Source organism: Neoalteromonas arenosi (assembly GCF_030362855.1).
GTDB classification, from domain to species: Bacteria; Pseudomonadota; Gammaproteobacteria; order Enterobacterales; family Alteromonadaceae; genus Alteromonas_E; species Alteromonas_E arenosi.
Genome location: NZ_JAUCBP010000002.1, coordinates 101,946 through 128,357, shown reverse-complemented (window position 1 = coordinate 128,357; position 26,412 = coordinate 101,946). Strand labels below are relative to the sequence as shown.

The 26,412-nt window shown below is 47.2% G+C and carries 21 protein-coding genes; 13 read left to right on the top strand and 8 right to left on the bottom strand.

Features of this window, described 5'->3' with window-relative positions; genetic code table 11:
• The first annotated feature begins 102 nt into the window (after positions 1-102).
• Positions 103-810: a response regulator transcription factor gene (locus QTP81_RS02540; protein ID WP_289363499.1), complete on the top strand. Its 708-nt coding sequence runs from the start codon at positions 103-105 to the stop codon at positions 808-810.
• Positions 807-2,198, top strand: coding sequence for a sensor histidine kinase (locus QTP81_RS02535; RefSeq protein ID WP_289363498.1), 1,392 nt, complete (start codon positions 807-809; stop codon positions 2,196-2,198). Before QTP81_RS02540 ends, QTP81_RS02535 begins: the two co-directional genes overlap by 4 nt.
• Before the next feature lie 7 nt (positions 2,199-2,205).
• On the opposite strand, the gene QTP81_RS02530 is transcribed toward QTP81_RS02535, so the two are convergent.
• Together QTP81_RS02530 and QTP81_RS02525 are read right to left on the bottom strand one after the other, a co-directional pair.
• Complete coding sequence (locus QTP81_RS02530; protein WP_289363496.1) at positions 2,206-2,760, bottom strand: DUF3833 domain-containing protein; 555 nt, start codon at positions 2,758-2,760, stop codon at positions 2,206-2,208.
• A 10-nt stretch (positions 2,761-2,770) separates the two neighbouring features.
• Complete coding sequence (locus QTP81_RS02525) at positions 2,771-3,286, bottom strand: chalcone isomerase family protein (RefSeq protein ID WP_289363495.1); 516 nt, start codon at positions 3,284-3,286, stop codon at positions 2,771-2,773.
• 222 nt (positions 3,287-3,508) lie between these two features.
• Between QTP81_RS02525 and QTP81_RS02520 the strand changes: the two genes are divergently transcribed.
• From QTP81_RS02520 to nspC, 5 genes are all read left to right on the top strand, one after another.
• Positions 3,509-4,189: an outer membrane beta-barrel protein gene (locus QTP81_RS02520; RefSeq protein WP_289363494.1), complete on the top strand. Its 681-nt coding sequence runs from the start codon at positions 3,509-3,511 to the stop codon at positions 4,187-4,189.
• A 9-nt stretch (positions 4,190-4,198) separates the two neighbouring features.
• The gene (locus QTP81_RS02515) at positions 4,199-5,077 is read left to right on the top strand and encodes a 1-aminocyclopropane-1-carboxylate deaminase/D-cysteine desulfhydrase (RefSeq protein WP_289363493.1); all 879 of its coding nucleotides are present in this window, start codon (positions 4,199-4,201) and stop codon (positions 5,075-5,077) included.
• 89 nt (positions 5,078-5,166) lie between these two features.
• A complete protein-coding gene (locus tag QTP81_RS02510) occupies positions 5,167-5,568 on the top strand; it encodes a hypothetical protein (RefSeq protein WP_289363492.1) in 402 nt (133 codons plus the stop codon).
• 105 nt (positions 5,569-5,673) lie between these two features.
• Entirely contained in the window at positions 5,674-6,873 is a 1,200-nt protein-coding gene (locus QTP81_RS02505) for a saccharopine dehydrogenase family protein (RefSeq protein WP_289363491.1), read from the top strand.
• 12 nt (positions 6,874-6,885) lie between these two features.
• On the top strand, positions 6,886-8,022 hold the full coding sequence (gene nspC / locus QTP81_RS02500; protein ID WP_289363490.1) for a carboxynorspermidine decarboxylase: 1,137 nt from the start codon (positions 6,886-6,888) through the stop codon (positions 8,020-8,022).
• A gap of 10 nt (positions 8,023-8,032) precedes the next feature.
• On the opposite strand, the gene QTP81_RS02495 is transcribed toward nspC, so the two are convergent.
• Together QTP81_RS02495 and rsmI are read right to left on the bottom strand one after the other, a co-directional pair.
• Positions 8,033-10,105: a TonB-dependent receptor gene (locus QTP81_RS02495; protein WP_289363489.1), complete on the bottom strand. Its 2,073-nt coding sequence runs from the start codon at positions 10,103-10,105 to the stop codon at positions 8,033-8,035.
• Between the two features lie 202 nt (positions 10,106-10,307).
• Complete coding sequence (rsmI, locus tag QTP81_RS02490) at positions 10,308-11,186, bottom strand: 16S rRNA (cytidine(1402)-2'-O)-methyltransferase (RefSeq protein ID WP_289363488.1); 879 nt, start codon at positions 11,184-11,186, stop codon at positions 10,308-10,310.
• A 178-nt stretch (positions 11,187-11,364) separates the two neighbouring features.
• Between rsmI and QTP81_RS02485 the strand changes: the two genes are divergently transcribed.
• The 4 genes from QTP81_RS02485 to QTP81_RS02470 are packed head-to-tail and all read left to right on the top strand — an operon-like array spanning position 11,365 to position 14,885.
• A complete protein-coding gene (locus QTP81_RS02485; protein WP_289363487.1) occupies positions 11,365-13,329 on the top strand; it encodes a penicillin-binding protein activator in 1,965 nt (654 codons plus the stop codon).
• Positions 13,316-13,678: a YraN family protein gene (locus QTP81_RS02480; RefSeq protein ID WP_289363486.1), complete on the top strand. Its 363-nt coding sequence runs from the start codon at positions 13,316-13,318 to the stop codon at positions 13,676-13,678. Before QTP81_RS02485 ends, QTP81_RS02480 begins: the two co-directional genes overlap by 14 nt.
• 5 nt (positions 13,679-13,683) lie before the next feature.
• Complete coding sequence (locus tag QTP81_RS02475; RefSeq protein WP_289363485.1) at positions 13,684-14,277, top strand: phosphoheptose isomerase; 594 nt, start codon at positions 13,684-13,686, stop codon at positions 14,275-14,277.
• On the top strand, positions 14,277-14,885 hold the full coding sequence (locus QTP81_RS02470) for a BON domain-containing protein (RefSeq protein ID WP_289363484.1): 609 nt from the start codon (positions 14,277-14,279) through the stop codon (positions 14,883-14,885). The genes QTP81_RS02475 and QTP81_RS02470 overlap by 1 nt, the downstream gene beginning before the upstream one ends.
• A gap of 17 nt (positions 14,886-14,902) precedes the next feature.
• Here QTP81_RS02470 and arcB read toward each other — a convergent pair whose 3' ends face one another.
• The 3 genes from arcB to QTP81_RS02455 form a co-directional block, all read right to left on the bottom strand.
• Positions 14,903-17,254 carry an aerobic respiration two-component sensor histidine kinase ArcB gene (gene arcB / locus QTP81_RS02465; RefSeq protein WP_289363483.1) on the bottom strand — a complete coding sequence of 784 codons (2,352 nt, stop codon included), beginning with the start codon at positions 17,252-17,254 and terminating at the stop codon, positions 14,903-14,905.
• An 86-nt stretch (positions 17,255-17,340) separates the two neighbouring features.
• Entirely contained in the window at positions 17,341-18,174 is an 834-nt protein-coding gene (locus tag QTP81_RS02460; protein WP_289363482.1) for an N-acetylmuramoyl-L-alanine amidase, read from the bottom strand.
• Positions 18,175-18,179: 5 nt separating this feature from the next.
• Positions 18,180-18,680, bottom strand: a complete 501-nt coding sequence (locus tag QTP81_RS02455; protein WP_289363481.1) for a 3TM-type holin — start codon at positions 18,678-18,680, stop codon at positions 18,180-18,182.
• Positions 18,681-19,350: 670 nt separating this feature from the next.
• On the opposite strand from QTP81_RS02455, the gene gltB reads away from it, so the two are divergent.
• The gene (gltB, locus tag QTP81_RS02450; protein ID WP_289363480.1) at positions 19,351-23,817 is read left to right on the top strand and encodes a glutamate synthase large subunit; all 4,467 of its coding nucleotides are present in this window, start codon (positions 19,351-19,353) and stop codon (positions 23,815-23,817) included.
• Positions 23,818-23,834: 17 nt separating this feature from the next.
• Positions 23,835-25,250: an FAD-dependent oxidoreductase gene (locus QTP81_RS02445; protein WP_289363479.1), complete on the top strand. Its 1,416-nt coding sequence runs from the start codon at positions 23,835-23,837 to the stop codon at positions 25,248-25,250.
• A gap of 81 nt (positions 25,251-25,331) precedes the next feature.
• On the opposite strand, the gene QTP81_RS02440 is transcribed toward QTP81_RS02445, so the two are convergent.
• Entirely contained in the window at positions 25,332-26,318 is a 987-nt protein-coding gene (locus tag QTP81_RS02440) for a DUF4382 domain-containing protein (protein WP_289363478.1), read from the bottom strand.
• Positions 26,319-26,412 lie beyond the last annotated feature (94 nt).

The following is a 26,412-nucleotide window of genomic DNA, read 5'->3' as shown; positions in this document are numbered from 1 at the left end:
GCTTTATTTATCAGTTTGATCATTAAAATTTATTAACGATAGTCGAGCAAACTATTTAGTCATCATGGCGTATAAGTCAATACAAACGATAGGAATACGGTTATGAAAGTACTAATCATTGAAGACGACCCTACAGTGAGTCACTTTATTCGCAAAGGGCTAACCGAGGCTTCACTTACATGCGACGTAGCGGCAGATGGTAAACGCGGACTACAAATGGCAGAAAGCGGTCAATACGACGCAATCGTGCTTGATCGAATGCTGCCTGAAATGGACGGCATGCAAGTATTACAACACTTGCGGAGCAAACGTTCGGAAACCCCAGTCCTAATCCTAAGCGCCAAAAGCAAAGTTGAAGATAAAGTTGTCGGCTTGCGCTCGGGTGCTGATGATTACCTCACCAAACCTTTCGCATTCGAAGAATTAATGGCGCGTTTAGAGCTCATGGTACAGCGTTCAGCTGCGACACCCGAGCAGTCAAATGTTGAGGTTACTCTGACCGCGGCTGACCTGACCCTCAACCTGCTTACCCGAAAAGTACATCGCGCTAACCAGAGCATTGAGCTTCAAGGTCGTGAGTTCCGTCTACTTGAATACCTGATGCGCAATAAAGAGCGGGTTATCACACGTACGATGTTGTTGGAAAAAGTATGGGATTATAACTTTGACCCGCAAACCAACATCATCGATGTACACATCAGTCGCTTACGTCAAAAAATAGACAAAGGTTTTGCTGTCCCCTTAATTGAGACAGTCCGCGGTGCGGGTTATCGCATGCGCGACAATATTGAGGATCGAATGCTCTCGTGAAGGCGATCCGCGATTTCTCGCGCAGCTCAAGTTTTTCACTGAGCGCTTTGTTCACCGCATTATTAATGCTCGGTGTGTTTTTTATCGCCTACTTTATTGTAATAAGCTCTGATCAAACACTGATCCGCGAATCAGAAGCCGCCATCGATGTTGACGCCAAAGGGATCCAGGAAATCTATTATCTCGCAGGCATCGATGGTGTTACTCAAACATTGCGCATGCGGGTGCAAGACTCCACCAATAGCTCGTTCTATGCAATCCAAGATCAAGATGGGCAAATGCTCGTGGGCAACTTAAGTGATTGGCCTACGGATATCAAAGAACTTCGTACCGATCGACTTGCTGTGTTTAATATCGACCGCTCCTTTGTTGCCAACATCCCAAGTGCTATTGAAAAAGATGCACAAAGTTACAATGTGTTGGGCCGCACAATGGTGTTCGATGGGCAATATCAATTGTTTATCGGCCGCAAAATTGATGATTTAGAGATCGCCCAATGGGTTGGGCGCACCTTTGGCTGGTTAATCGTTTTCGTTCTTTGTCTTATCGCGGGTATCAGTTTATGGGTGGGTTACTACGTGGTTTCACGGATCAACGACATCTCTGAAACCGCAGACCGGATCATGAACACCGGCGATTTATCGGCGCGCTTGCCCGTTGAGAGTACTTGGGATGACTTGAGCTCGCTAGCTGTTTCGCTAAATCGCATGCTCAGCGAAATCGAATACTCGGTAAACAATATAAAGTCAGTATCAGACAATATCGCGCATGACTTACGCACGCCATTAACCCGACTGCGTCAACGCATTGAAAATCAATTTGACGAAGAAACCGCCAGGCCGCTGTTAAACGAAGCCGACAACCTCCTCGATATGTTTAACGGCTTATTGCGCATTGCCGACATTGAAGCTGACAAAAAGCGCTGTGCATTCAAAACTAACGCCGTTGATGACATCGTGCACGACGTAGTCGAGATGTATCAACCCTTAGCGGATGACAAAAACATTAGAATTGCCGCTGAGATAAAGCCTACCTCTGCCACTTGCGACAAAGATCTCATTTTCCAGAGCGTTGCCAATATTCTCGATAATGCGATTAAATTCACGCCTGAAGACGGCCTTATTCAATTGTATTGCGGCTACGCTAACGGGGAAGTGATTATTCGCATTAATGACAGTGGCATTGGTATCGATGCGGATAAACACAATGAAATTACCCAGCGCTTCTTCCGCGATGAAAGCAGTCGTACGACGAAAGGCAATGGCTTGGGAATGGCAATGGTCGCCGCAATTGTTAAGTTACATCGCGGCAAATTGCGTTTTGCCAGTAATCCCTTGCATACTGGCAGCGGACTTGGCGTAAGCCTTTACTTCCCCACCGGGTTGTAATCTAGAGTTACTCTTGACGTTGCATAAAGATAGTGACTTCCGCCATGACTAAGCCAAACTTTTTAATATAACTGCGGTTCATCATGGTTTGCTCATCGAATGCCCAAAACCAGTCGTCAAATGCAACGCGATACTCAGTATCGTCGACGGGTAAATCCATCTCATAGCGAAAATTAAACGCATTGCCGAATGCGGTGCCAGTTGCGGGGCCGGCAATATCGCCAGCGTTGCCAATAAAACTGCCAGGCGCTTGCTGCTCAATTCGCCAAATACGGGTTTTGGGGCCATCGCCAACACCGTAGGTAAAGGTTTCATCGAGGATCAGTTCACCAGTTTCAATACGACCATCAATATCAACAATAAAGCGCTGAACCACTTCACCGCTGCGATTTTGCACTATCCCCCAGGCGCGCACTTGACCATTGAAAAATTGGTTAATATCAAACGTCGGCTCAATTGACTTATAGTCATTGCCGTCAATAGATACACTACACGCCGCTAGCCCAAATGTAGCGCCCAGCACTACCAGTAAGCGCGGCGCCCATTGTGAAAGTTTACTCATTGCTAACTCCTTATAAATTCAGTAATTTTTTGCGCAGACCTGGCTCAGACGTTTTGTCACTGAGCCAAATCGCAAAGAACCATTGGGTAAAAGCAGGATCATCTACTTCGCCTAACTTGTTTTGATCGAGATAGAAATGTGCAACGCCTTGTGCATCAGCAATGCCGGTAATGGTCTCGCCCTTTTTCACATCCGGGAATAATTCATTCATTGTCGTTAGCCACTGGTCTAATTGTTCCTCGTCATTAAATCCTTGTGATTTCATTTCTTTCACCGACCGCTTAGCAATGTCGTCGCCATCGAAGTTGCGCAAGTATGTCAATGACAAGGCGAAGGGCTTATCACTGACATAATCGCCGGCGCTCGCATATAGCTTCGCTGTATACACATCCCAAAAGATATATTCAAACTTGGCCTCACCGACAATTTGTGGGTCATCAATATATTGTTCGATCGTTGCTCGATCTGCCATTACCGGTCCTGCCATTGAGAGAATTAAGTACAGAGTCGCAAACCTGCGTTTCATATCCAGACTCCATTGTTAAATTGATAATTAGTACGCAAAGCCTGTGATCCTGATCAATTCCCCCAGTATTAAAACTCATTCACAAACAGACAATAATATTTAAAAACATACACTTAACTGCATAACGGTGCTTAATTACAGTTATTTAATACCCTCGTAACCTTGTGGTAATGCGCATTTTCGTAGACTTAAACGCAACCATTAAAACCACGAGGAATAGCAATGTACAACTTTCACAACAACCTTAATAAACCCATGCTAACCGCAGCGTTAATCGCCATCACTTTTAGCTCGAGCGCACTTGCCAGCGACTCAACCTGGTACACCAAGGCGAGCGTTGGATTGAGCCAGCTCTCCGATACGTCCTCCGATGCAACAAACACTGCAATAACGGCCACAGATAACAATCGCTGGGATGCAAATATCGATAGTGGCTTTTATGCTGGTGCGGGGTTAGGCAAACAGATTTCTGAAGATTTCTCAACTGAGCTTTACTGGGAATACCGCACCAATGATTCTGATACCCAAGTGAATGCCAATGGCGATAGCTTTTCTGGCAATTTTGCTTCCAGTATTTTTTATCTGAATGGCTATTACCATGCGTACACCAACGGCCCATGGCACGTCAGCTTGGGCGCTGGCCTTGGCTGGGTACAAGAAATTGACTTGGATTTAGAACAAGGCAGTGTCGAGCGCTCCTATTCAGGTGATGGCGACATTACATGGCAGTTAATGTTTCAGGCCGACTACAGGCTAAATCAAAATTGGTCACTAGCGACTGAAGCTCGCTGGCAAGACCTAAGCAGAGTAAGTCTTGACGCTGAAGAAAATGCCGTAGGTGCTTTGGATAATCTAGATTACAATCCGGTATCATTGGGCGTTAACTTAAGCTATCGCTTTTAAAGGATCCGGTTGTTTTCTATTCAAGTACCATCGCCACTACAGCGGTTTTATCCCGATTGGCCCAATGCTGAGCGCTATCAGCTTTATGTCAAACGGGATGACTTGATCCACCCAGTGATCTCCGGTAACAAGTGGCGCAAACTGGCAGCACCTATACTGCAATTTGCGCAACACAGACCTTCACGCGTGGCGAGTTTTGGGGGTGGTTACTCCAATCACATCCACGCCCTTGCATACTGTTGCTGGCAACTACAAATACCCCTAACGGTATTTATACGCGGCGATTACACCGGCAACGAAACACCTATGCTGAAGGACATTGTTACGTGGCAGGCTGAGATTGTTTACCTCAACAAAGTAGATTATCAGCGGCGCACCGAAACGGAGTTTATCAACCAGCTCTCCGCACAGTACGACATTGACGTTGTGATCCCTGAAGGTGGCAGCCAACAACAGTGCTTTGCAGGAATGCAATCACTAGCAGACGAATTTAACAGGCCTATAGATGCACTGATTCTGCCGGTGGCCAGTGGTGGTACTCTCGCAGGGTTAAGTGTCGCCAAACACTCTACTATTGACCAACTGCACGGTATTGCCATGTTAAAGGGTGCGGATTACGTAGATAAGCTCGTCGCAGACCTTATCGATAAGCGCAAGCACAGCGATTACACTATCTGGCACGATTTTCATCACGGTGGTTATGCAAAAGTCACAGATGAATTAGCTCACTTTTGCCAACGGCATAGCGCGCAACTCAATCTCCCACTAGAGCCAGTTTATTCAGGTAAAGCCTTACATGCCATGCAGCAATTGGTTAGTCGCGGTCAATTTGCAACGGGGGCAACGCTCGTTTTTCTACATACTGGTGGTTTACAAGGCGCTCGTTGACGCGCCAGCAATTGAACCGAATGGTTGAACCATACGTTTAAGGCAGTAACCTTACTCTTTTTCTGCTACCTAAAACTGGCGAGGACTGCATGCGACATTCCACAGCACTTCATGCCTTAACCGAATGCGAACCGCTGATCGACCGCGCGGTGCAATTCGCGGCTGCATTGCTGAAGTACACTGACTCAATCTACCCCTTTGCGGTATTGTCCATAGACGGTGACGTACAGTGCGTATGCTGCGACGAAGAGCAAGCGGAAAATGGCAATATGATTGAAATGCTCGAATGGTTGATTGTTGAGCGCAGTTTTCAAACTCAACGTACTAATAGCGTTGTGGCGTACTTAGCCAATGTGGTTGATCCTAAACACGGCGAAAGCGACGTTATCGTAGTACAAATTAATGATGCCAGCGGCGCCGAAATCACTCGACTTTATCCATATGCAGTAACATCACAAGGGGTTGCCATTGGTGCCCCCAGTACGTTTTAGCCTGCACTAAAAACTCGCTGATGTTTATGTTTGTCCAACACTTGCAAGATTGGAATTAACTGCTAGCATTCAGCGCAAATCAAAAACTCTCTTTTGGAACCTATTATGGCAAGAGTATTAATCATCGGCGCTGGCGGTGTCGCAGCGGTAACTGTGAAAAAATGTGCACGTTTAACCGAGCATTTTGACGAGATTTATTTGGCTAGCCGCACCGTATCGAAATGTGTGGCGTTGCAAGAAGAAGTCGGTAAAGACCGCGTTAAGGGTGTTTATGCGTTAAACGCCGATATTGCTGCAGAAGTTGAGGCTGTCATCAATGAAGTGCAACCCGATTTGGTGATTAACTTAGCTCTGCCCTACCAAGATCTGCCGATCATGGATGCGTGTTTAGCGACTAAAACCGATTATCTTGATACTGCTAATTACGAGCCGAAAGACGAGGCCAAATTTGAGTATTCTTGGCAATGGGCGTATCAACAAAAATTCCAAGATGCTGGCATCATGGCGTTATTGGGCTCAGGTTTTGACCCGGGCGTAACAAATGTTTACACCGCATATGCTGCCAAGCATTATTTTGATGAAATTCACTACCTTGACATCGTTGATTGTAATGGCGGTGATCACGGTCAAGCCTTTGCGACCAACTTCAACCCAGAAATCAACATCCGTGAAATTACCCAGCGCGGTCGCTTCTGGGAAGACGGTGAGTGGAAAGAAACGGACCCACTAAGCGTACGCGAAGATCTCGATTACCAAAACATTGGTGTACGCGCTTCATACTTGATGTTCCATGAAGAACTAGAGTCATTAGTGAAGCACTTTCCAACGTTGAAACGCGCGCGTTTTTGGATGACATTTGGTGAAGCCTATCTTACTCACCTGCGCGTGCTCGAGGGAATTGGCATGACGAGCATCGAACCGATTGAGTACCAAGGTCAGCAAATCGTGCCGCTTGAATTCCTCAAAGCCGTATTACCTAACCCAGGCTCTCTGGCGGAAGGTTACACCGGAAAAACCTGTATCGGTACCTACATAACGGGTGTTAAAGATGGCCAAGAAAAAACCATCTTCATCTACAACAACTGTGATCACGCTGCATGTTACGAAGAGGTGGGAGCACAAGCCGTTTCTTACACTACAGGTGTGCCAGCTATGATTGGCTCTGCTTTGATGCTCAACGGTACGTGGAAAAAGCCTGGTGTATGGAATATGGAACAATTCGATCCTGATCCGTTTATGGCAATGCTCAACGAACACGGCCTACCTTGGCATGTGATTGAGTGTGATAGCCCATTTAAACGATAAGGCCGAACTACAATGAATCTGGTTGACCGCAAAGATATTCCATCACCCTGTTATGTGATGATCGAAGAGCGCTTAGAGCAAAACCTCAAGCTAATGGCACATGTTCAAAAAGCCGCCGGGGTTAAAATCATTCTCGCGCTCAAAGGTTTTTCCATGTGGTCAACCTTTGATTTAGTCAAACAATATTTGCATGGCGCTACCGCTAGTTCGGTATGGGAAGCGCAATTGGCGCGTGGTGAAATGGGCGGTGAGGTACACGCTTATTCTCCGGCGTATAAAACCGCAGATATTAAAGTGCTCAGTACCTTAGTTGACCACCTGTCGTTTAACAGTATCGCTCAGTGGCATCAGCACCGCGATGTACTTACCAGCGCAGGTGTGTCGCTTGGCCTGCGGGTTAACCCAGAGAATCAAGAAGCGGAGACGCCGCTGTACGATCCGTGCGCGCCAGGTTCGCGTTTAGGGATCCGAGCAGACGAGCTGCGTCATGTCGACCTTACTGGGATTGACGGTTTTCATGTGCACAACTTGTGTGAGTGTGATTCGTTTGCGACCGAACGGACGTTGAAAGCAATAGACGCCAAGTTTGCCGCATGGTTACCACAGTTAAAATGGCTCAATCTCGGTGGTGGTCACTTAATGACCCGCGAGGGATATAACGTTGAACACCTTATTGCTGCCCTACGTGAATTCAAAGCGAAATATCCACACTTAGAAATCATTATGGAGCCGGGCTCAGCAGTCGCGTGGGATACCGGACCATTGATTGCCGAAGTCGTCGATATCGTCGAGAATGAAGGCAAAATTGCAATATTGGATATCTCAGTCACTGCGCATATGCCAGATGTGCTTGAGATGCCTTACCGACCGCGTATTTTAGGTGCTGGCATGCCGGGTGATAAACCACACGAATATCGCATTGGTGGCAACTCTTGTTTGGCTGGCGATGTGATTGATGTATTTAGTTTTGACCAGCCGCTACAGACCGGTGACCGTATCCAGTTCGAGGATATGATGCATTACACCATGGTGAAAACCACCTTCTTCAATGGCGTCGAGCATCCTGCTATCGCTATTTTGCGTAAAGACGGGGCGTTAGACATCGTGCGTCAATTCGGCTACGAAGATTTCCGTAGCCGTTTGTCATAAGACTAAAACATTAAAACTGGTATTCGACGCCCATTTGCACCGAGCGAGGGCGTCCCGGGAAATAGCGAGGCCCAGAGAATACTGTATAGTCAGCGCGCTCTGCATAGGCTCTGTCTAACGCATTCAAAACCTGTCCTGTGAGCTGCCAGTTGTCATTGAGCTGCCAGCGCATACGTAAATCCACAATATTGTGACCGTTGTACAGGCGCTCATTTTCTGGCTCCAAGAAATACTCGCTGGTATAACGCCAATCAATCTCACCGGTTAAGCTATCCGTAGGGGTCCACTGCAATTGTGCAGTCGCCAAACGGCGCGGTGCGGTATCCATATCGTTGCCCGCCAGCAATAGATTGCCCAAATCATTGCGATACTGATGACGGCCATACGTCATAGCCGTTGATAAACGCCATTGCTCGTTGATTTGGAAGCCAATTGTTAATTCAACACCTTGGTGACGCGTTTCAGCATCTGAACGGTTAAAGAAATCCGAATCGCGGAATATCACATTGTCTTTATCCATGTGATAAAGCGCAACTTGTACCTCCAGTGCCGAACTTATCCACTTGTAACCTACTTCCAGGTTTTGCGCTTTAACGCTATCTAGCTCAGCGACCGTTTGTGCGCGCTGCAAACGGTAGAGTTCAGTTGCTTGCGGAGCACGATAGCCTTGGGCTAGCACCACAAATAGCATTTGTTGTGGGTCGAGTTGATAGGACATCGACACTTGCGGCGAAAACTCACTGAAGCTATCGGTGCGATCGTCCGGGCGCGAATAACGACACCCACCAAAACCACAGGTATTGCCATTTTCATCCACACGACCACTGACCATCAGGTTATCGTAGTCGTATTCAATCCGTTCCCAGCGGGCACCGGCTGACAGCTGCCACGCATCGGTCAAATCCCAATTGAGTTCACCGTAAGCGGCCACCATAGTCGCATCTACCGCATAGTCATACTGGCGACCAGCGGGGATTGTCGCTTGTAAAAATGGGGAGCCTTGGGTTGGATTAGCTTGGATTTGCTGCAAGCTCGCATCGGTAATTTCTGCATCAGCACCTACCGTTACACTTACATCTGGCGCTAACTGCCACTGTGCACTTGATAACACACCAAGACTGGTTTGATCGTTAAGTTCATTCGGCTGACCTGGCAAAAAATGCATCAAAAAGTCCATATCTTGATAGCGAACATAAGGGGTTACTTGCCACTCATAAGCGTTGTCAGCCGATTGCTGGATACCGGAAAAGCGGATCCACAAACGGGCAGAATCCGCCTTGCGGTAGGCTTCCGGATTAACGTTAGACTGAGCGATTTCGGCATCGCGATAACTATCAAGGCCAGTAATAAATGTTGCGGTTTCCTGATCTAGGCTACTTAGGCTCAACCCCGCGCTAACATCGACATTATCGAGTCGGGTGCGATACCGTACATGTACTTTAGCTTGTTCAAACCCTTCTTCATCGCGATAGCCGGTATCGTCGGTGATTGCTAGGTTAATCCCCAAACCATGCTCATCGGCATTATTGCCAGCACTGGTTGTGAGGCGTTTAAACCCATAAGAGCCCAACTCCAAACCGACAAACTCTGGCGCATCAATCGGATTGCGCGTGACCACATTGACCACACCATGCATGGCATTTGAGCCATAAATAACCGTACCTGGGCCTTTGAGTACTTCGATAGATTGCGCGTACTCAGTACCGGCCTCAAAGAGCTCATTGATATTACAAAAACCAGCAGAGCGCAGCGCAATCCCATCTTCAGTAGTTAATAGTTCACCGCACGCGCCAGCACCAGTAAAAACCGGCGAGCGGATAGCGGGAAGATATTCTTGACCATTACCACGCTGTAAGTTAACGCCAGCGATGCGGTTAAGTACTTGTTGAATATGTTGTGGCTCGACTGTCGCCAAGGTTTCTGCTGATACCCAATTTAGCGCGCGCGGATAACTCAACGCTACTGTTTCAAACCGCGAAGTCGTTGTGGTTATGCGTTCTATATTGTCGAGTTCAGTGGTTTGCTCCGCAGCCATTGACTGAACTGCCAGCGCTGCTGCGCCAATAATTGTTTTGTTCAACACCAAGTACCTTGTAAATCGCTAATGTAACAAAGCGACTGAGTGTACCAGAGCTGTAAACATGCTTTGCTGTATTTACCGCGAAGCTACTCATACTCATCGCTTTTACTAGAAGAACAACCTATACGCAGATTCGACCATTATGGGTTACAGCTATCAGTGCTGTTTCTCTTGCCGGATGCCTTAGGTAGTCAGAGTTAAGATACTAGTTGTCTGTAATGAGTAGCTTATACAAGCTATTTTTCTTTAATCCATAGTGCTGAGCAACAACCGCAGCTGCTTTTTTCGGGGGAAGTAGGCCGCCAAGTGCCTGTAATAAAGCAAGAGCCTCTGGCGAGATTGCTTGGTCGGTATCAGGCGCAGGCGCAATCATTAAAACAAATTCCCCTTTCAGCCGGCGTTCGTCTTCTTCAAACCATGTCAGTATCGTTTCAGCATCGCCGCTTACATAGGACTCAAACGCTTTGGTTAGCTCCTTAGCCAATACAATCTGTTGCCCTTTGGCACAGTGCTCGGCCAACGCATTTAAAGTCGCTGTTACGCGTCGTGGAGATTCGTAACATACCGAGGTTAAAGGTGCTGCCGCGAGCGCTTTAACTGCTTCATTCAGCGCTTGTTGTTTGACTGGCAAAAAGCCAACAAATTGGAATTTATCGGTGGGTAGCCCTGAGGCACTCAGCGCAGTAATTGCGGCGCAAGGCCCGGGTAGTGCAGTCACAGGAACCCCCTGTTCACGACAATGCTGGACTAACACATAGCCTGGGTCACTGATGAGCGGTGTCCCAGCATCGCTAACCAAGGCCACACTCTGCCCATTGCGCAAATGATTACACAATAATTCACTGCGTTGAGATTCATTGTGTTGATGCAACGATAGGCTGCGCACACGCAGGCCCAAATGGTCAAACAAACGCTTGCTATGGCGCGTATCTTCAGCCGCTACCCAATCAACGTTAGCTAGCACATCAATCGCACGTTGACTTATATCCCCCAAATTACCAATAGGCGTGGGTACAATATATAAAGTTCCGCTCTCTACAGCGTGTGATTCATAGTTTGAAGATTGTAGATCCATATCAGTCATGGTTGTATAGCCTATGCGCCCAATTAACTACTTCGCGGCAAGTGTAGCATGGAGTTGACTGTACACATGAACCCAACCTGAACATTTGGCGGTTTTATTGCTCTTACGCTAGAGTATCGCTTCTGCCTAGTGTTAAACTGACAACATCGCGTTTAGATTAATAGAGTTTTTCGTTTTCATGGTCGGATTTGCACGTAATTTGTCGCCTCGACGCACTTTAGCTGCCACTGTTTTGCTAGGTACAGCGGTGTTATCAGGCTGTGGTTCGACGCCGCAACCGGTAGTGCAATCTAGTCCAACCGATCGCATTCCCAGCGAACAGGTAGAGCAAGTAACAACGGTAAAAACCGCAGAAGAATGGCTAAGCGATGCACAAAGCCTTGGAGCAGAGGAACAAAATCTAGCGTTACGCAACCGCTACTTACTAGAGGCCGCAAATACCTACCGTCAAGAACAACAATGTTACCAAGCGCTCGTGGTCCTTAACGCGGTTAAAGACACGCTAGCTAATCGACAAAATCAACAATTGAGTGATCTGTTATTAGCCGAGTGTGCCCCCGCTCACGCCATTTCTCCCGAGCATCGCATTGAATTACTTGCACAATCGTTTGCTGATGCCGAGCTAGAAGAGCGCCGGATTAACTTACAAACGCAATTATTCGTAGATAAACGCCAATGGTTAGAAGCAGCCAAATCGGTAACACGCCTACCGGAGCTTAATGAAAGTCAGGTCAGTGATGTATGGCAATGGCTAAACCAGCTCGACCAAAATACCCTGCGCCAAGCGGCGCGCACTAGTGCACAGTTGCGACCATGGACAGCAGTAATTGCTATGTTAAATCAATACGGTGCCTCCCCTGCAGCACTTCAGCAGGCGTACCGTAATTTTGTTACTCAGTATCCTGCTCATCCACTAGCAGTCACCCCGCCGGCGGAATTGCTCGCGGGTCTTGAGGTTAGGGTTGCCCCCCCACAAAAAGTTGCGGTGCTGTTGCCGCTGAGCGGTCGCTTAGCCGCACAAGGTAACGCCATAAAACAAGGCATTCTGACTGCTTACTTTGACCAATCCAGTCTTATATCAACTGAGCCAATCGAACTTGCGTTTTACGATACAGAAACCCTAACTGACGAGGTTATTCAAGCGGATTTACAAACAGTGGATTTGGTTGTGGGTCCGTTATTAAAAGAAAATATTGAACGCGTTAGCGCAATGGTAAACCCAAGTACCGTTATGCTAGCGTTAAACCGCATAGACCAACCGATTGCAGCGCGAGATTCACAAAACGTAGCAGTGATTCCTGCCCTCGATACCGAGCAGGTCGAAACAACCAGTACAACTGAATATGTCGCAACCATTGGTCCGCGCTTATATTTTGCCCTCGCGCCCGAAGACGAAGCTAAACAGCTAGCAAGGCATGTCTATAACTCGGGTTATCGCGCACCGATCATGGTGCATGGCAATGATGCCATTAACCAGCGATTGGCCGCCGCCTTTTTAGCCCAGTGGCGAGCGTTAAATGGTCAAACGGATAATCAAGGCATTACGGTTGTAAGCTTTGATAGCACAGACAGTATGCGTGAAGGTGTTGGCGAAGCTTTGGATGTAGCCCAAAGTCGCGATCGCATTCGCCAGCTAGAGCGTATGTTAGTACCTGAGTTGTACAATGTTCCGCGCAATCGTCGGGATATTGATGCTATTGTTGCTTTTGCTAGCCCAGAACAAACAGAGCTTCTCAATCCGGTTATTGAAGCCAGTTTAAGCCCGTTTAACAACAAGGATGTGCCAGTCTATGTAACGTCGCGCAGTATTCGTTTTGATGTCAGTAAAAACCAATTGCGCGACTTACAGAATGTGCATTTCATTGATTTACCGTGGATGATGCCAGAGCACCAATGGCAAAACCTAGCACTAGAACTCAAAACTCTTTATCCGAATCAACGCGATTCTCTCCTTCGTTTGTTTGCGTTGGGATATGATGCTTTTTCACAGTTCGAGCAATTTCCCCACATGGCCGCAATACCGCAATTATCAGTATCAGCAATGAGCGGTCAACTGAGTATTAACTCGAACAATGAAGTTGAGCGACAATTGCCGCTGGCTGTAATTGATGCTGAGCAGGTACGCGTGATTGCACAACCCTAAACCGACTTCTAGCAGAATTGGTGCAGCTGCCGAAACGCGAGCACAACGCTATTTGGAGGAACAAGGGCTAACGTTTATTAGCCGTAACTATCGCTGTAAGTGCGGTGAAATAGATATGATTTTTAAGCAACTAAACACTTGGGTATTTGTTGAAGTCAAATATCGTTCCAAACAAATGTTTGGTAATGCAGTTGAACAACTCTCATATCACAAACAACGTAAAGTCCTTAATGCGGTGAGAGTTTTTTTGTTAGATAATCATCTCAATGAATACCACACCCCGATACGTATCGACTTTATTGCCTTGACCGATACGTCAATCGAGTGGATTAAAAATGTCACAGGATAATCAGAATGCTGGAAAAAATTAAAGCGAATTTCACCGAAAGTGTGCAAACCAAATTATCGGCGATGGAAGTCTTGCCTGAAGCGATTGAAAAAGCGGCCATGATGATGACCGAGTGTTTGATCAATGGCAATAAAATCCTCAGCTGTGGTAATGGTGGTTCAGCGGGTGATGCGCAACACTTCTCGTCAGAGTTACTCAATCGCTACGAGCGCGATCGTCCCAGCCTTCCCGCAGTAGCCTTGAGCACTGATAGTTCAACATTGACCTCCATCGCCAATGATTACAGCTACGACGAAGTATTTGCGAAGCAAGTGCGAGCGTTGGGTCAACCAGGTGATATTCTATTGGCAATCTCAACCAGTGGTAATTCACGCAATGTCATCAATGCGATGCAAGCAGCTCTCTCCAGAGATATGACTATCGTTGCACTCACCGGCAAAGACGGCGGTGAGATGGCTGGCTTCTTCGGACCAAACGATGTTGAAATTCGCGTGCCTTCTTCGCGAACGGCTCGTATTCAGGAAGTCCACTTATTGATCATCCACAACCTGTGTGAATGTATAGATGACACACTCTTCCCGGTAAGTGAGGACAACTAATGGCGACAAGCGCGTGGCGTTGTATACGATATAGCCTACTAGCCGGTGTAGTTTTATCAGTCCAAACTGGTTGCACTGTCTTAGCGGTTGGTGCCGCTGGCACTGTAGCCGCAGTTAGTGCTAATGATCGTCGTACACTCGGCACACAGTTAGACGATACTACTACCGCAGGAAAAGTAGCCTATGAGCTTGGACAAAGTGAAGCCCTTAAAGAGCGCACTAACATTCAAGTACACGTCTACAACTCCGTTGCACTGCTTACCGGCCAAGCCCCCAGCGAGGCGTTACGCAATGAAGCCGCACATGCCGCTCAGAAGGTTAGTAATATTGACAAAATCCACAATCAAATTCGGATTGGTGAACCAATTGGTGCTAGCACTCAGGCAAATGATATCTGGTTGGCTTCTAAGATCCGTGCTCAATTTGTCGCCGACGAGACTGTGCCGACGCTCAATGTCGAAGTGATTGTTGAAAACAGTGAAGTATTCTTAATGGGCAGCTTGACCATGCAGGAAGCCAACGCAGCCGTTGACATCGCTCGCAATGTAAATGGTGTCTCACGCGTGACTCGCGCCTTCGATATCATTGAACTATCGGATGCCCCTTAGACTGGGGCGTGGCAGCCTTAATCTTCGACCGTTTGCTCACTGAGCCAATCTGTGAGCATGGTCATATCTTTTTGAACTGCCATTTGTAACTCCTCGACCCAATCATGGACGTTTTGCCACCAAGCGGGGTGATCACCTTGTTGGATCTGATTGGCAATCCTCTGTACTCGTGCCAGACCCACTGAGCCCGCTGCACCTTTAATTTTATGGGCTTGCGAACACACTTCAGATTTCTCATCCGCACTCAAGCTCAGCTGCAATATTTCCATGTATTCTGGCATCTTTTCTTGGAATACCTTAACGCTAGTGCGAACCATATCTTCACCAATGGTATCGACCAACATTTGCAACAACTCCAAATCAAGCACATTACCAAGATCTTTAGCTGCTGGCACTAGCTCTTGCTGCTCAACAGCTGGCGATGCTGGCGTCTGCGTAAACAGTTCATTAAACACTTCAATCACCCGACTCTTTTTAATCGGTTTAGCGATAATATCGTCCATGCCGTTTTGCAGGTATTCTTCACGTTTTTTGATAACATTTGCAGTCAGAGCGACGATCGGGGTTTGAATAACTAGGTCTTCTTCATGCAGTGTTTTCGCGACTTCAAAACCATTCATGTCAGGCAACTGAATATCTAATAAAATTAAGTCATAGGTATGGCTTCGGACTTTATCTATCGCCTCTTGCCCTGTCATAGCTACATCCACCCGCTGACCGAGTTTTTCCAACAGCGCCTTGGCCACCATTACGTTTAGTTCAATATCTTCTACCAGCAGAATATCGAGATTATCAACCTGCAATGATTCAAGCTGCACTGGTTGCGTTGAAATAGCCACGGGAAGTTGAATTTCAAATCGCGAGCCCTTACCCACTTGGCTTTGCACTGAAATTTGGCCTTTCATCAAATCGACCATTTGTTTACAGATAGCTAAACCGATACCAGTGCCAGTCGCAGTCTGATGATCGGGGTGGTCCACTTGATAATACATCGCGAAGATTTTATCGAGCTCATCTTGTGGAATCCCTACACCGGAATCTTCCACCACAAATTTAACCAGCGATACGCCGTTTTCCGGTTTTGTGGCTGACACCGACAAGCTCACTTGCCCGCGCGGTGTAAACTTAACTGCGTTAAACAGGATATTCCACAATACTTGACGCAAGCGTGTGCCATCAACCTCGACAAGCGTTGGCAAAGGTTCATTAATCGTCCAATTGAATTCTAAACCTTTATCGGCAGCGAGTAGACGGATAATACTCGCCAACTCATCGGTGAATTCATTCAGTGATACGGTCTTAAGTGACAGCTCTAGCTTGTCGCGATCGAGCCGGTCTAGATCGATAATATCGTTGAAGATATTCCCCAACGTGATAGCACTAGCATAAATCGTACTGACCCAATTAAACTGTTCTTTAGTTAATTCAGTATCCCGCAGCATGCGGCTCAATCCCACGATCCCATTCAGTGGAGTTCGTAACTCATGGCTGATAGTAGCGATAAAGCGCGTCTTATCATTGCTGGCTTTCGCTGCAGCGCTTTCTGCTTGTTTGCGCTCTGTCATATCACGCCCGAACGCTAGTAGCCCAAGGCGATTGCCGTCATTATCAAAGAATGGAACCTTGCGCATTTCAAAATAACGACGCCTTCCATCAGCAAAACGCAACCACAGTTCTTCCGTAATGCTGGCATTACTTTCTAAAACTTCGTGATCACTGGCAACCACTTGCTTCGCTAGGTCTTCCTCGTATACATCATGCGGAGTTAAACCCAAAAGCTCTTCTTGAGTTTTACCTGTCAACTGCTCTGCAACGCGATTACAACCAGCAAAACGTCCCTCTTCATTGCGGTAATAAATTAGATCCGGCGATGCATCGATGATGGAGCGCAATAAAGTGGATATACGACGCGCTTGGATCTCTTGCTCAGATTTTTCTTTGATCTCTTTTTCAAGCTCGACAAATACCGATTCACGCTCTAATTGGGCAGCTTTACGTTGTTCAATTTCGTGGTTGAGCTGGCGAATATTGTGTTGTAACTCGCGATTGAGAAACACGTCTTCCTCGCGCAGCTTTTCCATCTGCTCAACCAAATCTTGCAAGTCATTGCGCGAGTGCTCAAGATGTTTGACCAGCTCACTAAAGAAATACAGTACCCAAGGTGCACTTAACATAGTAAGAATAATGGCACTGATAAAGTCGTCTGGCTCGATATTGCTGTCGAGGCTAATACGAATAATATATGAGCCCCCAATAGTGAAAACCAAGCTGCCGAAAACGAATAAAAAACTCAGCTTGATGGTGCCAAAACGTTCAACAAACTGTGCAAAGCGGATCGCCCAAGAATCTTTCGGTTGTTTTTCGTACATGAACTAAAAGTAATGCTGTTAACACGATGTTTGCATGTTACCAGCATTCTGCAACGGCGCGAGTGGTAATTTTAAATCGCTCTAAGTCACTTAATGTACTTTTCACTAACCCAGCCACTGACCACGTAATCAACCTTAGCCCAACCTTGATAGCGCTCCTTAACTTGCACAGTAGCCCCGCCTGTAAGCGGTGGTGCTACAGGCTTAAAGTTAGCGCCAGGACCACTACGTATATTGAGCTTGGGCACGGTAACTATCCCTGTGTTTTCCACACTGAGTACATCGACTGCACTACCCTCCTGGTCGCGGCTTTCGAGCAAGTTGTTACGCAATTTGTCGAGCGGAAACGCCGGACCAGGATCGGATTTACGTCCCGGCGCAATTTCTTCATGACCGACAATGGTTTTGATCCCATAGGTTTCGCACAACAACCGACAAACATCAAATGCAACAAGGATTTGAGCTTCTGTGTAGGCGTGCCAATAACCACTTTGGCTTTGATTCCTGTGCTTGCCTTTGAACACTTCTTCGCCAGTGTAGGCTTTGTTAAACCAGCTTAAAAACAGGCCATCGTCATTCTGCGTGAGCGGTCCAGCGTTGTCTAACTCAATACCAATGCTGTACTTATTTAAGCCAGTCCGCCCTTGCCAAGAACTGCGCCCAGCATGCCAAGCAATGGTATTAAAATCGACTAACTGTACTACCTGACCTTTACGACCAATTACTAAATGGGCAGAAACTTTGTTAGCTGGATTACACATTGTCGATACCGAAGAATTCACACTGCTGCCTGCGGTGTAGTGCATTACAATGGTATCAGGTAGACCACTAGCAAAATTTTGACCGTGATTAGGTGACGGCGTTTGAGTAACATTTACGCCGTGCAATTGATGATTGTCTATCACATAGATTGGTTGCATAGGCCCTACCCCATAGGAGTACTGTCATCGAGTAAAGAGGAGCGCTGACGCTCCCCGGTCACCGCGCGAGTCATTTGATTTTGTACGCCGCGCTTCTCGAATGAACGGCCGATAGCCCAGGTCGCTACAATACCGCCCCAAGCGGCCCAAAACTCCCCGGGTAATGGGAATGGATCCGGCGTTCCGCTTGTGATTTGTGAGATTAATGGCACTACAAAGTAATTTAGCGCGATCATTACCAAACCAAAATAAACCACTGTTGGACGTGCCCGCTTCGTGTACGTATCGCCTTGCTGCAATTCAGCGACCAAAATCCGCTCACGGGCTTCTAGGTTTTTACGCATGGTCTGCTCAATCTCAGAATCACGCGCAGCCATTAAGCGCTGCAACTCAATTTTAAATTGCTGCTTTTCTTCACCTGACAAATGAAACTGGTCGATCGTGTTGCCGACCTTTTCGATGATGGTACCCGCACTCCCACTAAATAAATCAGTGAACCAACTCATTACAGACTCCTTTTGTGTTTAATCAACGTATCCATACGAATGCATGGGTCTGCATGGATATTCAAAGCATAGTCTAACCTCGTCGAAGCGCGAGGATTAAACGCTCGAAAACACTACAAGCCTGAATACGTATGCAGCAGAAGCGCGCAATAATGAATGATTATTCACTTCACGTCTTTTCTAAATGAGAGTCATTTCAATTTGTAAACACTGTGTTAACCGCTGCTTTTTTCGTCAACAAAATCCCGTTTTAACGGGATTTTAGTTGCAATTGCAACTGTTTAAATAAAAGCGCAAACCTATGTTTTTATTGAATTTAGTTAAATATTCACGGAATCCAACCACAACAACGACATTATCCAATTGATTTTGTCTTCGAACATCGGTATTTTGAGTAATTCACCGCGCACAAAAATGAATAAAAATGCGGTAAACAGGGCCTAGTATCCTCGCAAAGCACAACGACATAACAAAATAAAACACACAACAGATTACAGGAACGTTTCGGACCACACCGTTGAGTGCGTGTGGACGCTTGGAGTCGGCGTTTGCCAATGGAGGCAGCGGTGCGACTATGCAAAAGCTGTTGTTGTATACAAGATGTCTGCTGATTCTGCCCGGCTTTGGTGTTGACCATGTCACCAAAGCATATGCAATAGGAGTTTTTGGAATGAGTTTATATAACCCTGCTGATTCGCGGGATAATTGTGGGTTCGGACTGATTGCCCAGATCGAAGGCCAGCCAAGTCACCGATTAGTCGCAACAGCCATTGAAGGTCTCGACCGCATGCAGCACCGGGGCGGTATCGCCGCTGACGGTAAAACGGGAGATGGTTGTGGTTTGCTAATGCAAAAACCCGACGGTTTCTTTCGTGCCATCGCCGAAGATAATGGCTGGAAACTAAGTAAGAAGTACGGTGTAGGTACTGTCTTTTTTAGCCAAGACGAGACGCTGCGCGAGCAAGCGCGTGCCGTAATCAATGAAGAGTTAGCAAAAGAGACACTTGGCGTTGTTGGCTGGCGTGTTGTTCCAGTTGATACTAGTGTGCTAGGCGACTTGGCAAAAACCGGTGTACCGGTTATCGAGCAAGTATTCGTTAACGCACCACCGGGATGGCGTAAGCGCGACCTTGAGCGCCGTTTGTTTATGATCCGTCGTCGCGCAGAAAAGCGCCTGGCCGAAGACCCTGACTTTTACATCGCTTGTCTTTCAGCCTTAGTTACCATCTACAAAGGCTTGGTAATGCCACGCGATTTGCCCAAGTTTTATTTGGATTTGGCGGATGAACGCATGGAAAGCGCGATATGTGTATTCCACCAGCGATTCTCAACCAATACGCTGCCTAAGTGGCCATTGGCACAACCATTCCGCTTCCTTGCTCACAACGGTGAGATTAATACCATCAAAGGTAATCGCGACTGGGCGATGGCACGTACGGCGAAATTTGCCACGCCTCTGATCCCTGACTTAAAAGATGCGGCTCCTTTTGTTAATACCGAAGGCTCAGATTCTAGCTCGCTGGACAACATGCTAGAACTATTCCTTGCCGGTGGGATGGATTTATTCCGCGCGATGCGTTTACTCGTGCCGCCCGCGTACCAGAATAATAAGACCATGGATCCTGAACTGCGTGCATTCTACGAGTTTAACTCAATGCACATGGAGCCATGGGATGGTCCTGCCGGTATCGTGTTGACCAATGGTCGTCACGTAGCCTGTAACCTTGACCGCAATGGCTTGCGTCCTGCCCGTTACGTATTAACGGACGACGGTTTTATTACTCTGGCTTCGGAAGTTGGGATCTGGGATTACGATCAAGCATCAGTAGTCGAAAAAGGCAGGGTCGGTCCCGGTGAAATGCTCGCTGTTGATACTTATACCGGAACAATTTTACGCTCGAATGAAATAGATGAAGATCTGAAAGATCGCCATCCGTATCAAGAGTGGCTGGAGAAACACATCCGTCGCTTAACACCCATTGAGCAACTTGACGCCAGCCTAATCGGTAAGCGGGTGTTTGATGATGATGCCATAGCCACTTATCACAAGCTATTCAATTACAGTTATGAAGAGATCCAGCAGGTCATAAAGGTACTGGCCAAAGATGGGCAAGAAGCCGTTGGCTCCATGGGTGATGACACGCCAATGGCCGTTATGTCGTCGAAGCAACGAACGCTGTTCGATTATTTCCGCCAGCAATTTGCGCAGGTAACTAACCCGCCAATCGATTCACTACGCGAAAACCACGTGATGTCGCTGGCTACCTGTATTGGTCGCGAGCAAAACGTCTTCAGTGAAACCAGTGGTTACGCTGACCGCGTGCTATTCGATTCACCAGTATTGATGTATACCGATTTAAAACAGCTGCGCGAATTTAATCCTGAAAACTACTACTCCGAAGTGGTCGACCTTAACTACTCACCTGAAGAAGGCTTAAAACAAGCTATCGAACGCGTGTGTGGTGAAGTGGAATACTTGGTCAAGCAAAAGCACGCTGCTTTTGTAATTTTGTCTGACCGCAACGTTAAGCCTAATCGCTTACCCATCCCGGCGGCGATGGCGGTTGGTGCTGTGCATCAGCGCCTAGTAACCAAGCAATTGCGCTGCGATGCAAACATAGTAGTCGAAACGGCTAGTGTCCGTGACCCGCACCACTTTGCTGTTCTGATTGGGCTGGGCGCAACGGCTATCTATCCATTCCTCGCCTACGAAACCATTGAACAAATGGCTGAGCGTGGCGAGTTTGACATCCCAGTATTAGACGCCGTGTTGAACTACCGCAAAGGGATCAATAAGGGTCTATACAAGATCATGTCGAAAATGGGTATCAGTACTGTAGCCAGTTATCGCAGTTCTAAACTGTTTGAAGCCGTAGGTATCAATGACAGTGTGATGGAACTGTGCTTTAAAGGCGTACATAGCCGCATCCAAGGTGCTAGCTTTGACGACTTTGAGCAAGATACGATCAATCTTAATCGCGTTGCCTGGTTGAAGCGTAAAAAACTATCGCATGGCGGCCTACTCAAGTATGTGCACGACGGTGAATACCACGCGTACAACCCCGATGTCGTCCAAACACTGCAAGTCGCGGTTAAAAGTGGCGATTATGAACACTACAAAGCATTTAGCCGTTTAGTTAATGACCGCAGTCCGTCACACTTGCGTGATCTATTAAAACTAACCAGTCCGCACGAACCGATTGATATCGAGAAAGTTGAGCCGGCTGAAAACCTGTACCCGCGCTTTGATACCGCCGCAATGTCGATTGGCGCATTAAGCCCTGAAGCACACGAGGCCTTGGCAATAGCTATGAACCGCTTAGGCGGAAACTCAAACTCTGGTGAAGGCGGTGAAGATCCGAAACGCTTTAACACCGAGCGCAATTCAAATATTAAACAGGTTGCATCCGGTCGTTTCGGTGTAACCCCGCACTATTTGACCAATGCCAACATTATTCAGATCAAAGTAGCCCAAGGCGCGAAGCCTGGCGAAGGCGGTCAGCTACCAGGTGACAAGGTAAATAAATATATTGCTCAGCTGCGTTTCTCTGTGCCGGGAGTAACCTTGATATCGCCGCCTCCGCACCATGATATTTATTCAATTGAAGATTTGGCGCAGCTCATTTTTGACTTGAAGCAAGTCAATCCTAAAGCGCTTATCTCCGTTAAGTTAGTGTCTGAGCCTGGCGTTGGGACCATCGCTACCGGTGTTGCAAAAGCCTATGCCGATTTAATTACCATCTCCGGTTATGACGGCGGTACAGGTGCAAGTCCACTTACATCAGTGAAATATGCGGGTAGTCCGTTTGAACTGGGTCTATCAGAAACGCAACAAGCGCTAGTTGAAAATGGCCTGCGCCACAAAGTCCGTGTGCAAACTGACGGCGGCTTGAAAACCGGCTTAGACGTAGTCAAAGGCGCCATTTTAGGTGCAGAGAGCTTCGGTTTCGGCACCGGTCCAATGGTGGCGCTCGGCTGCAAATACCTAAGAATTTGTCACTTGAACAACTGCGCGACGGGGGTTGCAACTCAGGATGAGAAGTTGCGCGACAACTACTTCATTGGCTTGCCTGAAATGGTAATGAATTATTTCAAGTTTGTCGCTCAAGAAGTTCGCGAGATCCTCGCTAGCCTTGGCGTCACAAAGCTGGATGACATCATTGGCCGCACCGAGTATCTCGAAGTACTCGACGGTATTACAGCGAAACAGAATCGCCTTGATCTGCAACCTCTGTTGGCTAAGGCTTCAGCGATGGATCACACGCGCTTATTCTGCTCGGAAACAACCAATGCGCCGCTCGATAAAGGTGATTTGAACCTACAAATCGTCGCAGACTGCATCGATGCGGTGGAACAGCGTAAACCGCTATCCGTCAATTACGATATTCGCAACACTGATCGCAGTGTAGGCGCAACACTATCGGGAGAAATTGCTAAACGTTACGGCAATGAAGGTGTGGAAGATTCACCGATTAATATCACCTTAACCGGTACCAGCGGCCAGAGCTTTGGCGTGTGGAATGCCGGTGGTGTGAATATGCACCTGATTGGCGATGCCAACGACTATGTCGGTAAAGGTATGGCTGGCGGTAAATTAGTGATCAATCCACCACGCAATATCAAGTTTGATCCGCACGCAAGTGCAATCATGGGTAATACCTGCTTGTACGGTGCCACTGGCGGTAAATTATTTGCCGCGGGCCGTGCCGGTGAGCGTTTTGCCGTGCGTAATTCTGGCGCAATTGCGGTAGTAGAAGGTATTGGTGATAACGGTTGTGAATATATGACCGGTGGTATTGTTGCCGTGCTTGGCTCTTGCGGCGTTAACTTCGGTGCTGGTATGACCGGTGGCTTTGCTTATCTGTATGATGAAAATGACGATTTGAATGCACGAGTCAATCCAGAATTGGTCGAAGTTCTGCCGGTTGAACAAAAAGGTATCCTTACTGAGCATCTACGCGGTTTGATCAACCAACATTATGAAGAAACAGGCAGCGAACATTCATTGCAATTACTGACCCACTTTACCGAGGCAGTAACCAAGTTCCGTTTAGTTAAGCCAAAAACCAGTGATGTGAAGAATCTACTTGGGCACATTAGTCGCTCAACGTCAGAGCTTCAGTTACAAGCGCAGTAGTGGAAGGATTGTAAGACATGGCAAAGAACGTATATCAATTTGTAGATGTTGAAAGAATTGATCCGCCGAAAAAACCAATTATTGTGCGCAAGGAAGAGTTCGGCGAAATATATCAGCCGATGACCCAGTCACAGACGGAAGGCCAAGCTGACCGTTGTTTAGATTGTGGTAACCCATACTGTGAGTGGAAGTGCCCCGTGCACAACTACATTCCGCAGTGGTTAGCCTTGGCTAATGAAGGGCGTATTATTGAAGCCGCTGAGCTGTCGCATAAAACCAATAGCTTGCCAGAGGTTTGCGGTCGGGTGTGCCCACAAGATCGTCTCTGTGAGGGTGCTTGTACGCTAAATGACGACTTTGGCGCGGTAACCATTGGCAGTATCGAAAAATACATTACTGATACTGCATTTTCGATGGGCTGGCGTCCGGATATGTCGGGTGTGACCTGGACTGACAGAAAAGTCGCGGTAGTCGGCGCTGGACCTGCTGGACTTGCCTGTGCAGACATCTTAGTGCGCAACGGTGTTAAACCTGTGGTCTATGATCGCTACGAAGAAATCGGTGGCTTGCTAACCTTTGGTATTCCGTCGTTTAAGTTGGAAAAAGACGTCGTTAAACTGCGCCGTGAAATCTTTACTGACATGGGTGTTGAGTTTGTACTCAACACAGAAATTGGTAAGGATATTCCATTCCAGCAATTGCTTGATGATTACGACGCGGTATTCCTCGGTATGGGCACTTATAAAGCTATGCAAGGCGGATTTGAGAACGAAAAAGCCCGTGGTGTGTATGAGGCTCTGCCGTTTTTAATTGCCAACGTCAATCGTTTGATGGGCTTTGAAAAAGACCCGAGCGAGTTTATCGATATGCGCGATAAGCGCGTAGTGGTTCTAGGTGGTGGTGATACCACAATGGATTGTGTGCGCACCTCCATTCGTCAAGGTGCTAAAAGCGTGACTTGTGCATACCGTCGTGACGAAGAAAGTATGCCGGGTTCACGCCGTGAAGTGGTTAACGCGCGCGAAGAAGGCGTTGAATTCCAGTTTAACTTGCAACCCAAAGACATAGCCGTGGATGAAAATGGCAATGCGGTTGGTGTGCACTTGGTTAAAACCGAAATGGGTCCACCTGATGAACAAGGACGCCGTCGCCCTGTAGAGGTCGAAGGCTCAGAGCATGTGTTAGAAGCTGATGCCGTAATTATTGCGTTTGGTTTCCAACCCAGTCCGGCTAATTGGTTTGCTGACTTTGGCATTATCTTAGACGAAAAAGGTCGGGTAAGAGCACCAGCGAATGGCACTTATGCCTTTCAAACTTCGAATCCCCAGGTGTTTTCGGGTGGTGATATGGTTCGTGGTAGTGACTTAGTGGTTACAGCTATCGATGAGGGCCGTAAAGCCGCTGAAGGCATTCTCGATTACCTCAACGTGTAAAAAAACGCCAGTAGTGTTCAATCGCCACTGGCGCTTACTGTATCTTTATTGCGACACAGCATTCTATGGCTACCTTACAACCTACTCAATCACAACGGTCGTTGTTGTTGTCGCTACCACCGTAACTTCGTCTTGAGTCTGTAATGCGAAACCCTCTTCCGCATTTTCGTCACTTTCTGGCTCATCAAATAAAGCTAGACAACTAAAAGCCAATGTATATTCACCTTCAGGCACAAAACCGGCGACAAACTCATAGTTCTGTTCAGATGCATTGAAGTTAACCGGCACGATAGTCAACGGTCGAACTTCTGTATCGCCTTCAAAGGCATCTGCATCATCACCTAAGTTAGCAAAATCAAGGCCCACGCCTTCATACACATACACGGCATTGCCTGCCATTGCATCATCCTTCACTGCACATTCTGTAGCAATAATTAGCGACTCATCTACTGTGCCCGACAAAATACCAACATCGTCATTCGCGACTAAGCGCACACCTCTGGGTTTAAGCAAGATAACGTCTTGCCCTACCGGATCGACTAATCCTTTGCGCAAATCGAATTCGACCGTGTATGCGGCTTGAAAGCCAGGTAAAGCAGAAAAACCATCAAGCTTTAATTCATTACTGGGTACGCGAAGTGGAAATGTTCCTGACTCCATTTCAATAAAACTTTCGTCAGTAACCGATAAGCGCAATTGATTATATTCGCCACTGGGTATCTCAGTATCTGTGACAATGGGCTCAAAATCCGCGCCTTGTACTTGCAGCAAATCAATCATTTTAGGGTCGCCATTCTCATCGCGCACATCAAAGGTGATAGGTCCACCTGCTGCCCCTACAAGCTCGACTTGGTCAAAATAGACATTGACTGATATAGCCTCGTCAATCGGTGCATCAGAAACTGCCAAAGAGAATAATGTCGGTTGCGGTGTTGAAGGTGCAACGACTTCACTATCACTACCCCCGCTGGATCCACCACAGGCGACTAACCCAAACATGCAACCAGCTAGTGCCGCACATCTGAATTGTTGTTTGTTAGTCATTGCGAAGATTGTTGATAACTGCATAAAAATACCTCTTTAAATACTCCTAACGAGTATAACAACAACCGTGCCACGCTTGCTTATGATCACCACTAATTCTGCATAGCCCGCGGTTAAT